Annotated in this window: 10 protein-coding genes and 1 tRNA gene; 8 read left to right on the forward strand and 3 right to left on the reverse strand. The window is 53.9% G+C overall.

The window, feature by feature from the left end:
- Positions 1-19: 19 nt before the first annotated feature.
- Positions 20-1,342 carry a tRNA (N(6)-L-threonylcarbamoyladenosine(37)-C(2))-methylthiotransferase MtaB gene (gene mtaB / locus R2K28_RS03390; protein WP_316367996.1) on the reverse strand — a complete coding sequence of 441 codons (1,323 nt, stop codon included), beginning with the start codon at positions 1,340-1,342 and terminating at the stop codon, positions 20-22.
- 148 nt (positions 1,343-1,490) lie between these two features.
- Here mtaB and rmuC point away from each other — a divergent pair, with 148 nt between their 5' ends.
- The gene (gene rmuC / locus R2K28_RS03395; RefSeq protein WP_316367997.1) at positions 1,491-3,062 is read left to right on the forward strand and encodes a DNA recombination protein RmuC; all 1,572 of its coding nucleotides are present in this window, start codon (positions 1,491-1,493) and stop codon (positions 3,060-3,062) included.
- Positions 3,063-3,256: 194 nt separating this feature from the next.
- On the opposite strand, the gene R2K28_RS03400 is transcribed toward rmuC, so the two are convergent.
- Both R2K28_RS03400 and R2K28_RS03405 read right to left on the reverse strand, forming a co-directional pair.
- A complete protein-coding gene (locus R2K28_RS03400) occupies positions 3,257-3,607 on the reverse strand; it encodes an acyl-CoA thioesterase (protein WP_316367998.1) in 351 nt (116 codons plus the stop codon).
- Entirely contained in the window at positions 3,607-4,023 is a 417-nt protein-coding gene (locus R2K28_RS03405; protein ID WP_316367999.1) for a YybH family protein, read from the reverse strand. Before R2K28_RS03405 ends, R2K28_RS03400 begins: the two co-directional genes overlap by 1 nt.
- 298 nt (positions 4,024-4,321) lie before the next feature.
- Here R2K28_RS03405 and R2K28_RS03410 point away from each other — a divergent pair, with 298 nt between their 5' ends.
- From R2K28_RS03410 to lon, 7 genes are all read left to right on the forward strand, one after another.
- A complete protein-coding gene (locus R2K28_RS03410) occupies positions 4,322-4,789 on the forward strand; it encodes a hypothetical protein (RefSeq protein ID WP_316368000.1) in 468 nt (155 codons plus the stop codon).
- A gap of 136 nt (positions 4,790-4,925) precedes the next feature.
- Positions 4,926-7,178 carry a DNA topoisomerase IV subunit A gene (gene parC / locus R2K28_RS03415; RefSeq protein WP_316368001.1) on the forward strand — a complete coding sequence of 751 codons (2,253 nt, stop codon included), beginning with the start codon at positions 4,926-4,928 and terminating at the stop codon, positions 7,176-7,178.
- A 184-nt stretch (positions 7,179-7,362) separates the two neighbouring features.
- A tRNA-Leu gene (locus R2K28_RS03420) sits at positions 7,363-7,447 on the forward strand.
- 91 nt (positions 7,448-7,538) lie between these two features.
- On the forward strand, positions 7,539-8,825 hold the full coding sequence (gene tig / locus R2K28_RS03425) for a trigger factor (RefSeq protein WP_316368003.1): 1,287 nt from the start codon (positions 7,539-7,541) through the stop codon (positions 8,823-8,825).
- Positions 8,826-8,844: 19 nt separating this feature from the next.
- Positions 8,845-9,483: an ATP-dependent Clp endopeptidase proteolytic subunit ClpP gene (clpP, locus tag R2K28_RS03430; RefSeq protein ID WP_316368004.1), complete on the forward strand. Its 639-nt coding sequence runs from the start codon at positions 8,845-8,847 to the stop codon at positions 9,481-9,483.
- Between the two features lie 144 nt (positions 9,484-9,627).
- A complete protein-coding gene (gene clpX / locus R2K28_RS03435; RefSeq protein ID WP_116447997.1) occupies positions 9,628-10,902 on the forward strand; it encodes an ATP-dependent Clp protease ATP-binding subunit ClpX in 1,275 nt (424 codons plus the stop codon).
- Positions 10,903-11,230: 328 nt separating this feature from the next.
- A complete protein-coding gene (gene lon, locus R2K28_RS03440; RefSeq protein ID WP_316368005.1) occupies positions 11,231-13,681 on the forward strand; it encodes an endopeptidase La in 2,451 nt (816 codons plus the stop codon).
- Positions 13,682-13,755 lie beyond the last annotated feature (74 nt).

Below are 13,755 nucleotides of genomic sequence, written 5' to 3' on the forward strand. Positions count from 1 at the left end.
AACGCATCTTCGTGTGCGTTCAGACTTGCTTCTCTGTCACTTGATTGCAAGGGTGATGGGTTGATTCTATGCTGTGGACCCTCCCCTGGAGTTGCCGCTCCGCATCGATTTCAGATATCAAGACATCGACGATACGGTTCTTCAAATCGATCCCGGCGGGTCCTTTGGCCATTATGCGCAGGTAGTTGGGTGTATAGCCTCCCCAGCCAGACTCGTCACCAGCCTCAATCAATACTGGCAAAGTACGGCCGAGATAGGGCCGCAAGGTTTGCAGTTTCAACTGTTCAGCCAATCGATGCAGTGCCTGACTGCGCTGCCGCTTGACTTCCCGGCTGAGGGCCCCGGGCAGGCTCGCCGCCTTGGTGCCCTGGCGAGGGGAATAGGCGAAGATATGCAGATCACCGAAACCTGTCTCTTCGACGAATTCGAGGGTCTGTTGCCACTCCTCTTCGCTCTCGCCGGGGAAGCCGACAATGATATCGGTGGTGATATTGATGTCCGGGACCTGCTCCCTGGCCCGCTTGACCAGTTGCCGATATTCATCGCTACGACAGCGCCTGGCCATACGCCTCAGAACGCTGTCCGACCCACTCTGCAGTGGTAGGTGCAGATGGGGCATGAAGCGGGGATTGTCGAACAGTGACCAGAAATCCCCAGGTATGTCCCAGGGTTCGATGGATCCGATGCGCAGTCGGGGGATTTCCGTTTCCCGCAGAATCCGGCGGATCAAGTCGCTTATCGACGAGTCGATGTCGGATCCGTAACCCCCGATATGCACCCCGGTGAGTACTGCCTCCTGGATCCCCTGGGTTTGCAGATGGTTGATCTCGGCGATGATCTCCTCGGCGGGACGACTCTGCTCATCGCCCCGGGCCAGGGTGACGATGCAGAAGGTGCAACGATAGCGGCAACCATCCTGGACCTTGATGAATGCCCGCTGGCGTCCGCGGGAGAGGAGGCCGGTCGCATCCCCTTCGATGGCACTCTGGGGCATAATGCTGAGATCGAGTTTTTCGCTGACGATCTCCACCAGACGCTCTTTGTCCCGGTTGTTCACTACCAGGTCCACCCCCTCGATCTCAGCGGTAGAGTCAGGGTTCAATGAGGCATAACAACCGCTGACCACTAACCGGGCATGAGGATTCAGGCGGTTGCTGCGGCTCAGCAGCTTACGGGATTTTCGGACTGCCTCTTCGGTCACGGCGCAGGTGTTGACTACCAGCAGATCAGCCTCTTCCACCTGTTGCGTCATGCGATGACCCCGGGCCTGAAAATCACGGCTCCAGGTCTCCATCTCCGCCTCGTTGAGACGACAACCCAAGGTCTTGAGGTGTATGCGCATCTGCGATCAATCCTGAAGTAGGTGTATGGCGTATGACAGGTCGGCAAAGGTAATCTCTGCATCGGTTGGATGCAAGCACGGACTCAGGTTTTGAGTCACTGGATGGGGTATAGTTGGACTTGTCAATATTGATCTAATAGGCCCTGGCATGGAATGGTTTACCCAAGCTTCAACCCTGCTGCAGTTGTTGCTCATCCTTGGATTTGTCTGTCTGATACTGCTTGGCTGGGTGCTCTATTGGTTGGCTCGGCTGCTCGATACCCAGCAGCGTGAACAGCGGGCCCGCATCCACCATCAGCAGTCGTTGCAGGACTCCCTGCATGAGCAGGAGCGCCACTACACCCGGGAACAGAGCGAACTGCGCGATCTGATGACCGAGCGCATCGCCCGGGGCACCCTGGCCCAGCAGCGCCTGCTGCACGGAATGCAGCAGACCCAGATGGAACGCTCGGACAAAATCTACCAGGGCATGGAGCGACGCTATGGTGAGATGCAGCAGCATCTCTCCGATGGTACGGGGCGACTGCGGCTTGATTTACTGGAACAGTTTGAGGGGTTGAAAAAAGCGGTCACCGAGGGCCTGGGAGAGGGCAGGTTGCAGCAGCAGGAGAAGCTCGGGGAGTTGCGTGAGTCCCTGGCCCAATCCCTGGTACGGCATCGAGAGGCCTTCGATGAACGTCAGCTGGAGAGCATGCGCAAACAGCAAGAAGCCTTGCAGTCCGGTATGGGCGAGGTACGCAAACAGGTGGCTGAGGCATTGACCCAGCATGCAGACAACCTGGGTAAAAGGGTGCAGGGCCTGACCGAGACCACCGATCATCGCCTCAAGGAGATCAGCGGCCAGGTGGAGAAGCGCCTCAACGAGGGTTTTGAGAAGACCACTGAGACCTTCAACCAGGTGCTCACTCACCTGACCCGTATCGATGAGGCGCAGAAGAAGATCACCGAACTCTCCAGCAATGTGGTGAGTCTGCAGGAGGTGCTTGCGGACAAGCGTTCCCGGGGTGCCTTCGGCGAAGTACAGTTGTCGGCGCTGGTGCGCAATGTGATGCCGGAATCGGGTTTTGCCCTGCAACACACCCTGAGTAACGGGCGCCGGGCGGACTGTGTGCTGTTTCTACCCGATCCCACCGGCAATGTGGCGATCGATGCCAAGTTTCCCCTGGAGTCCTATCAGCGCATGCTCGACGATCAGCTGGCCGAGTCGGAGCGTAGCCAGGCACAGCGGCAGTTCCGCAGCGATATCAAAAAACATATGGAGGATATCGCCAGCCGCTATATCATCCCCGGTGAAACCTCGGACGGTGCAGTGATGTTCATTCCGGCGGAGGCGGTGTTCGCTGAGATCCATGCCCACTTCCCCGACCTCGTGGAGGAGGCCTTCCGTAAGCGGGTATGGCTGGTATCGCCAACCACCATGATGGCGATTCTCACCACTGCCCGTGCTGTGCTCAAGGACGCGGCCACCCGGGAACAGGTGCATATCATTCAGGAACATCTGCGTGCCTTGTCGAAGGACTTCGGTCGCTTTCAAAACCGTATGGACAACCTGGCGCGACATATCGGGCAGGCACACCAGGATGTCAGCGATGTGAATATCTCGGCGCGCAAGATCACCAATCGCTTCGATAAGATCGAGAAGGTGGAACTGGACGAGGAGCAGAGCCCGGACCTGCCGGTGTTTCGCAAGGCGGCGCTACCCGACTCGGAGGATGAATGACACAAATTGTTTAATAAAAGTTTTGAGTTTTGAGTTTTGAGTTTTGAGTTTTGAGTTTTGAGTTTTGAGTTTTGAGTTTTGAGTTTTGAGTTTTGAGTTTTGAGTTTTTAGTTTTGAGTTGGTTAGGGCACAATCACTCAAAACTCAAAGCACAAAGGGTGTTTTTGAAAGAAGCGCAATCCGGTGAGTTTGTATCATATCGGTTGTTTTTTCCCCTCGTCGTCCAGGCAGACATAGGTGATTGTGGTACTGAAGACGCTCTCCTCCATGCCGCTATCCGGATCCTTTGCATAGACATTTGCCAGGTATTGCACTGATGTCACGCCTTTGTGGCTCTGCTGAATATCGAAGCGGAGAATGGTTCCCTTGCGTACACTGCGGTGAAACTCAACCCGGTCCATGCCGATGGTGGCAAAGCGTCGTCCGGGATAGTCGTGTACCGCGGCTATCCAGGCGTTTTCATCCACCCATTGCAGCAGGTTGCCGCCAAACAGATAGCCGTACTGGTTGAGATGTTGGGGCATCACCAGCTTGTGATTTTCCATTACATCTCCATGCCCGGTATGTGCAGCCCGGGAGGTGGTGGCGTGGGTGAGTTCTGATGCATCAGCAGTTTCCAGCCGAGTCCGCTTTTACGAAAGATATTGGTGGCATAGACAGGCTGCGCTTCGGTTTGACCTGGTCCTTTCACCAACTCCTCAACCAGGTGGATGGCGAGCTCGGGGGTTTCGATCCATGCCAGGTGCTTGGTCTGGATATCCAATCCGATATCGCCCTGCATCAGGGGGTCCCACACCTTGCTGATCGCTTCCTTGCCTCTTTGTGCCGCCATCATCGGCAGTAGGCAGAGCACATCCTCGCTCTCATCCCAGACCGCCATCAATGCCTGCAGATCCTTCTCCTCTATGGCGTCGTAGTAGGCGTCTTCGGCATCTTGTGGCGTGGCAAATGGGTTGCTCATGGTTTATCCCTTGTTGTGTTTATAGTGGAAGTCTAAGCGATTCTCGTGCCAGGCTAAAATCTGATCACCCTGTCGGTGTTGACTGGGTGGCTGGAACCCATTGATGGAAATCATGGCAGGGTGAGCAGAGCGATGATCAGATGCGCCTGACATGTGTATCACTATTCCATCATCCGCCAATATAGATCGCAGCCGGCAGTTGCCCCTCTGGCAATGGCTGATTGATTCTCCCATCAGGTTGCTTTCGGCGGGTGGGGGGATCTCTATATGCCTGGGATTGTTGCATTGGCGGTACGGGATGTCTGTTGCGGATGGGTGGCTGAGCTTCAATCTGTTATATGGTGTTCTGCCCTTTTTTCTTTTCCCACAGTTGCTTGCCTATTTGCCGAGCCGACTGAAGGTCTCCCCCCTGCGTTATGTGGGCTATGGATCACTGTTTTTTCTGATGTTGGCCGCCCAGCTGGTATTTTACCTGTCGATCATCCTGGGCGACAGGCCGGGCATGACCTATCTGTTGCTGACTCTCATGGCCTGGCTGTTTATCCTCAGGGTAATCATTAACTTCTTGAGGTCAAGCTATATGGCGGGCCGGTTGTGGCATAGGGGCCTGCTCATATCACTACTTTGGGGCGTTGCAAGTGGCTGTCTAGCAGGGCTCTTTCTTATTTCAGGCTCGATCACGACAGCTCCACTGTCGTTGCTCGCCGGTGCCTCCTATATTCTCCCGGCGTCACTGTTCTATTTGGTCCTGCGCTATTCCAACTGATTGTCATATCTGTTTGAGATCTTTGTATCCCACTTCCAATAGTCGTTATCGTGCTATTCCCTAACACCACGGCTTTCCGTATGATCTGGCCTCGTTCCAGGTCAGTGATCCGGATCCAGACAGAGCATGACTATTTATGACTGACAGCATTGATCAAAGCCTTGAGGGGATAGAGCAGCAACCGCTGAGCCAGTTCACCGAGCAGGCCTATCTCAACTATGCCATGTACGTGATCCTCGATCGCGCCCTGCCCAACATCGGTGATGGATTGAAACCGGTGCAGCGGCGCATCGTCTACGCCATGTCGGAGTTGGGGCTGAGCGCCACGGCGAAATTCAAGAAATCGGCCCGTACCGTGGGTGACGTGCTGGGTAAGTTCCATCCCCATGGGGACACTGCCTGCTACGAGGCGATGGTCTTGATGGCCCAGGGTTTCTCCTATCGCTACCCCCTCATCGATGGCCAGGGCAACTGGGGTTCCTCGGACGATCCCAAGTCGTTCGCCGCCATGCGCTATACCGAATCGCGATTGACCGCTTATGCCCAACTGTTGCTCTCGGAACTTGGTCAGGGGACTGTGGATTGGACCGCGAATTTCGATGGCACCCTCAAGGAGCCCTCGATCCTGCCCGCCAGGGTGCCCAATCTACTCCTTAATGGCACATCGGGTATTGCGGTGGGCATGGCAACCGATATTCCGCCCCACAATCTGCGCGAGGTGGTGAGTGCCTGCATCCATCTGCTGGAGTCGCCAAAGGCCAGTGTTGCTGAATTGATGACCCACATCCAGGGGCCCGACTATCCCACCGAAGCGGAGATCATCACCCCTGCGGATGAATTGCTTAAGATCTACGAAAGCGGCAGTGGTTCGATACGCATGCGAGGGCGTTACGAACGTGAGAATGGCGACATTCTCATCACCGCTCTGCCGCATCAGGTCTCCGGAGCCAAGATACTGGAGCAGATTGCCGCCCAGATGCAGGCGAAAAAACTGCCTCTGGTAGAGGATCTGCGGGATGAATCGGATCATGAAAACCCGACCCGTCTGGTGATTGTGCCACGCTCCAACCGGGTCGACATTGAACGGGTGATGTCGCACCTGTTCGCCTCCACCGATCTGGAGCGCACCTACCGGGTGAATATGAACCTGATCGGTATCGATGGCCGACCATCGGTCAAGGATCTGCGCACCCTGCTCAAGGAGTGGTTGCAGTTTCGCACCGAGACTGTACGCAGACGCCTGCAGTACCGATTGGACCAGGTGTTGGAACGTCTGCATATCCTCGAGGGCCTGATGATCGCCTACCTCAATATCGATGAGGTGATCGCCATTATTCGCTATGAAGAGGAGCCTAAGGCTGAGTTGATCAAAAGATTCTCTCTCTCCGAGGCCCAGGCAGAAGCGATTCTCAACCTGCGCCTGAGGCATCTGGCCAAACTGGAAGAGATCAAGATTCGTACTGAGCAGGATGAGTTGGAGAAGGAGAGAAAGTCCCTGCAAAAGACCCTTGGTTCCAAACAGCGGTTACGTACCCTGATACGTAAGGAGCTACAGGCCGATGCGGAGCGGTATGGGGATGAACGTCGGTCGCCTATTGTGGAACGTGAGCCGGCGGAGGCACTGGCCGAGACCGACTTGACCCCGAGTGAGGCGGTTACGGTGGTGCTTTCCGAAAAGGGTTGGGCGCGTACCGCCAAGGGGCATGAGATAGATCCGGCGACGCTAAACTATAGAGCAGGTGACAGCTTCCTCGCAGCAGCGCGCTTACGTAGTAATCAACAGGCGGTATTTATCGACTCGAATGGGCGTAGCTATTCCCTGCTGGCCCATACCCTGCCTTCCGCCCGCAGCCAGGGGGAACCCCTGACCGGGCGTCTGTCGCCTGCTACCGGTGCGACCTTCAGGGCTGTTGTGGGAGGAGATCCGGATGGGGAGTATCTGCTCGCCTCCGATGCGGGTTACGGTTTCCGTGTCAGACTTTCCGATATGTTGGCGAAGAATAAATCGGGTAAGGCCCTGTTATCACTGCCGAAGGGGGCTCGGGTCCTGCATCCTGCCCTGATAATGGATCATACCAATGATCGGGTCGTGGCCATATCCAATGAGGGCCGCATGCTGGTGTTCCCCGTTGCGGAATTGCCCCAGCTGGCCCGGGGCAAAGGCAACAAGATTATCGGTATTGCGGCGAAGCGGGTGGCTGCCAGGCAAGAGTTTGTGATCGCTCTGGCAGTGGTGCCCCAAGGGGCAAGCCTCACTGCCCATGCAGGCAAGCGTTACATCGTCCTCAAACCGTCAGACCTGGATGGCTATCAAGGAGAGCGTGGGCGTCGGGGGGGTAAACTTCCCCGGGGTTTTCAGCGTGTCGATCGGGTTGAGGTGAATAGTTAGTCGCTCCGGGTCTCGAATGCTCGAGAGCTCAGCTTGCCTTAGCGGGGCGGCGTGATTTCAGCTGGGAAAAATGGATGAAGAGGGATTTGCAAGTAATTGGCTTGGAGAGTTCCGTTGTTCATCGTTATAATGGCCCGTTCTCAGCAAGGCAATGGCGGTTTTTTTACCCTGTCCAGGCTGGCGAGCGAAAGTGGCGGAATTGGTAGACGCGCTGGATTTAGGTTCCTGTGGGGCAACCCGTGAGAGTTCGAGTCTCTCCTTTCGCACCAATTTTTCCTGCTAATTGCCAAGCGCAATTCCCAGGATATTTCCTTTTTTTACAAAGAGATAATGGCAGATATGGCTGCCAGGAGAAGAACCATGCAAGTTTCGGTGGAATCGGGTGAAGGGCTAGAGCGACGCGTAACGGTCGAATTGCCGGCAGAGCAGATCGAGGTGGAGGTCACCAAGCGTCTGAAGCAGATAGGTCGGACCGCCAAGTTGGATGGCTTTCGTCCTGGAAAGGTGCCTATGAATTTATTACGCCGTAACTACGGTGGGCAGGTGCTGCAGGAGGTGTATGGTCAAATGATCGAGAGCAGCTACCAGGAGGCGATTCAGCAGGAGAAGCTGCATCCTGCAGGGATGCCGAAGATCGAGCCCAAGGAGAGCACCGAGGAGGGGCTGTTCAGTTATGTGGCCACCCTGGAAGTGATGCCCGAAATTGAACTGGCCAAGCTCGAGGGAGAGATCAAGCGACCGGTTACCGAGATTACCGCAGAGGATATCGAGGATATGATTAAGAAGCTGCGTAAGCAGCGGGCTAGCTGGAACAGTGTCGATCGTGCCGCTGCTGAAGGCGATCAGGTGAAAATCAGTTTCAAGGGCATGGTCGATGGGGAGGCATTTGAAGGCGGCAGTGCCGAGAATGTGGACCTGGTGCTCGGTTCAAAGCGCATGATCGAAGGCTTTGAAACTGGTCTGGTGGGCATGCTCAAGGAGGAAAAACGTACCATTGATCTGAAATTCCCTGAGGATTACCGGGTGGAAGAGCTGGCAGGAAAACCGGTAACGTTCGAGGTGGAAGTGAGTGAGGTGGCGGAAGAAGTCCTGCCCCAGCTGGATGATGAGTTTGCCAAGGAGTTTGGCGCCAGTGATGGCGTGGACAAGCTGAAACAGGATATCCAGGAAAACATGGAACGTGAACTTTCCCAGCGCATCAAGGCTCGGATAAAGAATCAGGCAATGGATCTTATCTTCGAACAGAATAAGATCGATATTCCCAAGGCGCTGATCGATGAGGAGGTCGAGGCACTGCGCAAGCAGACCCGAGAGCAGATGGGTCAGGGCGCCGGCAGTTTCGAACTGCCTGCCGAGATGTTCGAGGAACAGGCCAGGAGACGTGTGAGCCTGGGCCTGTTAATCGGTGAGATCATTAAACAAAACGAGATTCAGGTCGATAATGATCGTGTACGCGAAACAATTGAGGAGTACGCGGCCAGCTATGAGCAGCCGGAAGAGGTAGTTAAGTTCTATTATGGCAATCAGCAGCAATTGGCTTCAGTACAGAATGTTGTGTTGGAAGATCAGGTTGTCGACTGGGTTATTGATCAGGTAGGTGTTGTGGATGATAAGACCACATTCGCCGCATTGACGGAGCAGGGTTGACCCTGAGGAAAAAACAGCTATGAGTGAACAGTTTTCATCAGGCATGCCGGATGCACAAAGTCTTGGTCTGGTACCGATTGTCATCGAGCAGACCGCCAGAGGCGAGCGCTCCTTCGATATCTATTCAAGACTGCTCAAGGAGCGGGTTATCTTTCTGGTCGGGCCAGTGGAAGACCATATGGCCAACCTGGTTGTCGCCCAACTGCTGTTTCTTGAATCAGAGAATCCGGACAAGGATATCCACCTCTATATCAATTCACCCGGTGGGTCGGTTACGGCAGGACTCTCGATCTACGATACCATGCAGTTCGTGCGCCCCGATGTCAGTACCATGTGTATTGGTCAGGCGGCCAGCATGGGGGCTTTGCTGTTGACGGGAGGGGCCAAGGGTAAGCGGTATTGTCTACCGAACTCCCGTATGATGATTCACCAACCCCTAGGTGGTTTCCAGGGACAGGCGACTGATATAGAGATCCATGCGAAAGAGATTCTGCTGCTGCGGGAGCGTTTGAATACCATTCTGGCCCAACATACCGGGCAGAGCCTGGAAAAGATCGGAGAGGACACCGAACGCGATAATTTCATGGGTGGCGATGACTCGGTAGCCTATGGCCTGATCGATTCGGTACTGAGTAATCGCGAAGGTGTTGCAGGCTAAATAACCTGTCTCCGAGGGTGGTTGCCGGTGGCATGCTGGGCCTGATACACAGGTCAGGGTTTTGTGACGCTGACCTTGCGATCTATGCGCAGTTAGATATGATTGAGTTAGAAGCGGGTTGATTTCGGTTCGAGGAGTTTAGATATGGGCAGTGACAAGAGCGGAAAAGGCGATGACGGCAAACTGCTGTATTGCTCCTTTTGCGGCAAGAGCCAGCACGAGGTGCGCAAGCTGATCGCCGGTCCTTCTGTCTTTATCTGTGACGAATGTGTTGAGCTCTGTAACGATATCATCCGTGAAGAGATGCAGGATCCCGGGGAAGAGAGTATTAACAAGCTTCCCAGGCCCCATGAGATCAAAAAGACCCTCGATCAGTATGTCATTGGCCAACACCGCGCGAAAAAGGTGCTTTCGGTCGCGGTTTACAACCACTACAAACGCCTCGATACCATCGGTAAAGAGAGTGATGTGGAACTGGCCAAGTCCAATATCCTGCTGATCGGCCCCACCGGATCGGGTAAAACCCTGCTGGCTGAGACCCTTGCCCGGCTGCTGAATGTGCCTTTCACAATCGCGGATGCGACAACGCTTACCGAGGCGGGCTATGTGGGCGAAGATGTGGAAAACATCATCCAAAAGCTGTTACAAAAGTGTGATTATGATGTGGAAAAGGCCCAGACAGGCATTGTCTACATCGATGAGATCGATAAGATCTCCCGCAAATCCGATAACCCCTCCATTACCCGGGATGTCTCGGGTGAAGGTGTTCAGCAGGCCCTGCTGAAACTGATCGAGGGTACGGTGGCCTCGGTACCCCCCCAGGGCGGACGTAAGCATCCCCAGCAGGAGTTTCTGCAGGTCAATACCTCGAATATCCTGTTTATCGTAGGCGGTGCCTTTGCCGGACTTGAGAAGGTCATCAAGGATCGCTCGGAAAAGGGCGGTATCGGCTTTTCCGCAGAGGTGAAGAGCAAGGATGACTCACGCTCCATCGGCGATATTATCGTCGATGTGGAACCCGAGGATCTGATCAAATATGGTCTGATTCCCGAGTTTGTCGGTCGTCTGCCCGTCGTGGCCACCCTGCAAGAGCTGGATGAGGCCTCCCTGGTGAAGATTCTCACCGAGCCGAAGAACGCCCTGACCAAGCAATATAGCCGTCTGTTCGAGATGGAGGGCTGCGAGCTAGAGATCCGTGAAGACGGCCTGCGAGCCATCGCCCGCAAGGCCATGCTACGCAAGACCGGGGCCCGTGGATTGCGTACCATCTTGGAGCAGGTACTGCTTGATACCATGTATGATCTTCCCTCCATGGACGAGGTGACAAAGGTGGTAGTGGATGAGGCGGTGATCGCAGGTGAGTCTGAGCCGCTGATGATCTATGAGAACAGCGACAAGCAGATTGCCGCATCCGATTAGTACTACATCGCCTGTCTATCAGACTCTCCCACAAGTAGTAGTTTAACCCATTGGATTGTCTGATAAACGTGGGTATGTTCTTGAATTCATAAACTATCTGGCAGGCATATTCGTCATCTAAGGGTTTGTCTCCGCAATATACATTGCATAATAGGCTTGAAACATCTAGCCTCCACCCTTATATATGTCCTTTATATAGTGTTAATCCGCATATATGGAAACGGATTGAACATATCACTACCCGCCAGTATCAAATCCCAATACTGACTGTTATACCAAAGATTGAAGGTTTTTTAGGCAGAGAGAATGCCAAATAGAGGATAATTTAATGGGCCACGAGTATACAGATTCCACCAAGACGATCAGTCAGAACAACGTTGTTCCGGTTTTACCGCTGCGCGACGTGGTTGTCTATCCTCATATGGTTATCCCTCTGTTTGTGGGGCGTGAAAAATCCATCCAGGCGTTGGATTCTGCGATGCAGAGTAATAAACAGATTCTGCTGGCGGCGCAAAAGAGCGCTGATGTGGATGATCCGGATGTGGTGGATATGTATGCCATCGGCACCCTGGCAAATATCCTCCAGCTGCTCAAATTACCTGATGGTACCGTGAAGGTGCTCGTTGAAGGTGGAGAAAGGGCGCGCATCACCGAATTCGTAGATACCGATGAGTTCTTTACCGCCAGGCTTGAGACCCTGACTGATACCATCGATGTGGCGGGTCGTGAGAGTGAAGTATTGATGCGTTCGGCCACCAACCTGTTTGATCAGTATGTCAAACTCAACAAGAAGGTGCCTCCAGAGGTACTTACCTCCCTTTCGAGCATTGATGAACCGAGCCGTCTTGCGGATACCATCGCGGCACATATGTCATTGAAGCTGGAAGAGAAACAACATGTGCTTGAGATTCCCAACGTACGTGAACGTCTGGAACATCTGATGGGGCTGATGGAGGGTGAAAATGACATCCTGCAGATGGAAAAGCGCATCCGTGGCCGGGTGAAGCGGCAGATGGAGAAGAATCAGCGCGAGTACTATCTGAATGAACAGATGAAGGCGATTCAGAAAGAACTGGGAGAGATGGAGGATGCGCCTAACGAGATTGAGGATCTGACGAAAAAGATCGACACCGCAGGTATGACCAAGGAGGCCAAGGACAAGGCAACCAATGAGCTGAACAAGCTCAAGCTGATGTCTCCCATGTCGGCCGAAGCCACAGTGGTGCGTAACTATATAGATACCCTGGTCGGATTGCCCTGGAAGAAACGCTCAAAGATACGTAATGATATCGGTGCGGCTGATGCAGTATTGAACGAAGATCATTACGGTTTGGAAAAGGTAAAGGAACGTATTCTTGAGTATCTCGCGGTACAGCAACGGGTACGTAAACTGAAAGGACCTATCCTCTGTCTGGTAGGACCCCCGGGTGTGGGTAAGACCTCTCTAGGTCAATCGATAGCCCGCGCCACGAATCGTAAATTCACCCGTATGGCCTTGGGTGGGGTGCGGGACGAGGCAGAGATTCGTGGCCACAGACGCACCTATATCGGTGCCTTACCCGGCAAGATCATCAACAACCTGAGCAAGGTCAAAACCCGTAATCCCCTGTTTCTTCTCGACGAGATCGACAAGATGGCGATGGATTTCCGGGGTGATCCGGCATCGGCTCTGTTGGAGGTGCTCGATCCGGAACAGAACCATACATTCAATGACCACTATCTTGAAGTCGATTTCGATCTCTCCGAGGTGATGTTCGTCGCGACAGCGAATACCCTGAATATTCCTCCGGCGTTACTCGATCGTATGGAAGTGATCAGGCTCTCCGGTTATACGGAAGATGAAAAGGTGAGCATTGCCGAACGCTATCTGGTGCGCAAACAGATGGAGAACAATGGACTCAAGCCTGATGAGCTGATCATTCGGGAGGCTGCAATACGCGATATCGTCCGTTACTTCACCCGTGAAGCGGGAGTGAGAAATCTGGAGCGGGAGATTGCGAAGATCTGTCGTAAGGTGGTGAAAGAGATCCTGTTGAAGAAACCAAAAGGCAAGATCACCGTTACCCCCAAAAAGCTCGAAGATTACTTGGGTGTCAAGCGTTTCCGTTATGGTCGGGCGGATGAGCACGATCAGGTTGGTCAAGTAACCGGGCTGGCATGGACGGAAGTGGGTGGAGAACTGCTGCGCATAGAGGCGGCATTGATGCCTGGTAAGGGGCGACTCAGCCACACCGGCCAACTGGGCGAGGTGATGCAGGAGTCTATTCAGGCGGCCATGACAGTGGTCAGAAGCCGGGCCGATTCCCTTGCGTTGGATGAGGACTTCCATCAAAAATGTGATGTTCATATTCATGTGCCGGAGGGAGCAACACCAAAAGACGGCCCCAGTGCGGGTGTCGGTATGTGTACCAGTCTGGTATCCGCTTTGACAAAAATTCCTGTCAGGGCTGATGTGGCGATGACAGGTGAGATCACTCTCAGGGGTGAGGTTCTGCCAATTGGTGGACTCAAGGAGAAGTTGCTTGCCGCCCATCGAGGAGGTATTGCAACAGTCATAATACCTGAGGAAAACGAACGCGATCTTGTTGATATACCGAAGAATATTAAACAGAATCTCGATATCAGACCAGTCCGCTGGATCGATGAGGTGTTACAGGTGGCACTGAAGGAGATGCCGCAACCGAAAGAGGAAAAGTCAGCGGATGCATCGCCGGCTAAAAGTGCTGAGAAACAGGATGGAGACAAGGTCAAGAAACCAGGTGCACCAACCAAGCATTAGTGTGATCCAAGATGCTCTATCTCTGTCACAACTGCAACAATTGTAAAGAATCCCTCTTCCTCGTTGCTTGACAG

It is taken from the genome of Candidatus Thiodiazotropha sp. CDECU1, assembly GCF_963455295.1.
Lineage (GTDB): Bacteria > Pseudomonadota > Gammaproteobacteria > Chromatiales > Chromatiaceae > Thiodiazotropha.

Bases quoted from the DNA above. Each gene is read 5' to 3' on its own strand.
- clpP (WP_316368004.1), top strand. From the start codon at position 8,845: ATGAGTGAACAGTTTTCATCAGGCATGCCGGATGCACAAAGTCTTGGT.
- R2K28_RS03410 (WP_316368000.1), top strand. From the start codon at position 4,322: ATGTCTGTTGCGGATGGGTGGCTGAGCTTCAATCTGTTATATGGTGTT.
- tig (WP_316368003.1), top strand. From the start codon at position 7,539: ATGCAAGTTTCGGTGGAATCGGGTGAAGGGCTAGAGCGACGCGTAACG.
- parC (WP_316368001.1), top strand. From the start codon at position 4,926: ATGACTGACAGCATTGATCAAAGCCTTGAGGGGATAGAGCAGCAACCG.
- R2K28_RS03405 (WP_316367999.1), bottom strand. From the start codon at position 4,023: ATGAGCAACCCATTTGCCACGCCACAAGATGCCGAAGACGCCTACTAC.
- mtaB (WP_316367996.1), bottom strand. From the start codon at position 1,342: ATGCGCATACACCTCAAGACCTTGGGTTGTCGTCTCAACGAGGCGGAG.
- lon (WP_316368005.1), top strand. From the start codon at position 11,231: ATGGGCCACGAGTATACAGATTCCACCAAGACGATCAGTCAGAACAAC.
- R2K28_RS03400 (WP_316367998.1), bottom strand. From the start codon at position 3,607: ATGGAAAATCACAAGCTGGTGATGCCCCAACATCTCAACCAGTACGGC.
- clpX (WP_116447997.1), top strand. From the start codon at position 9,628: ATGGGCAGTGACAAGAGCGGAAAAGGCGATGACGGCAAACTGCTGTAT.
- rmuC (WP_316367997.1), top strand. From the start codon at position 1,491: ATGGAATGGTTTACCCAAGCTTCAACCCTGCTGCAGTTGTTGCTCATC.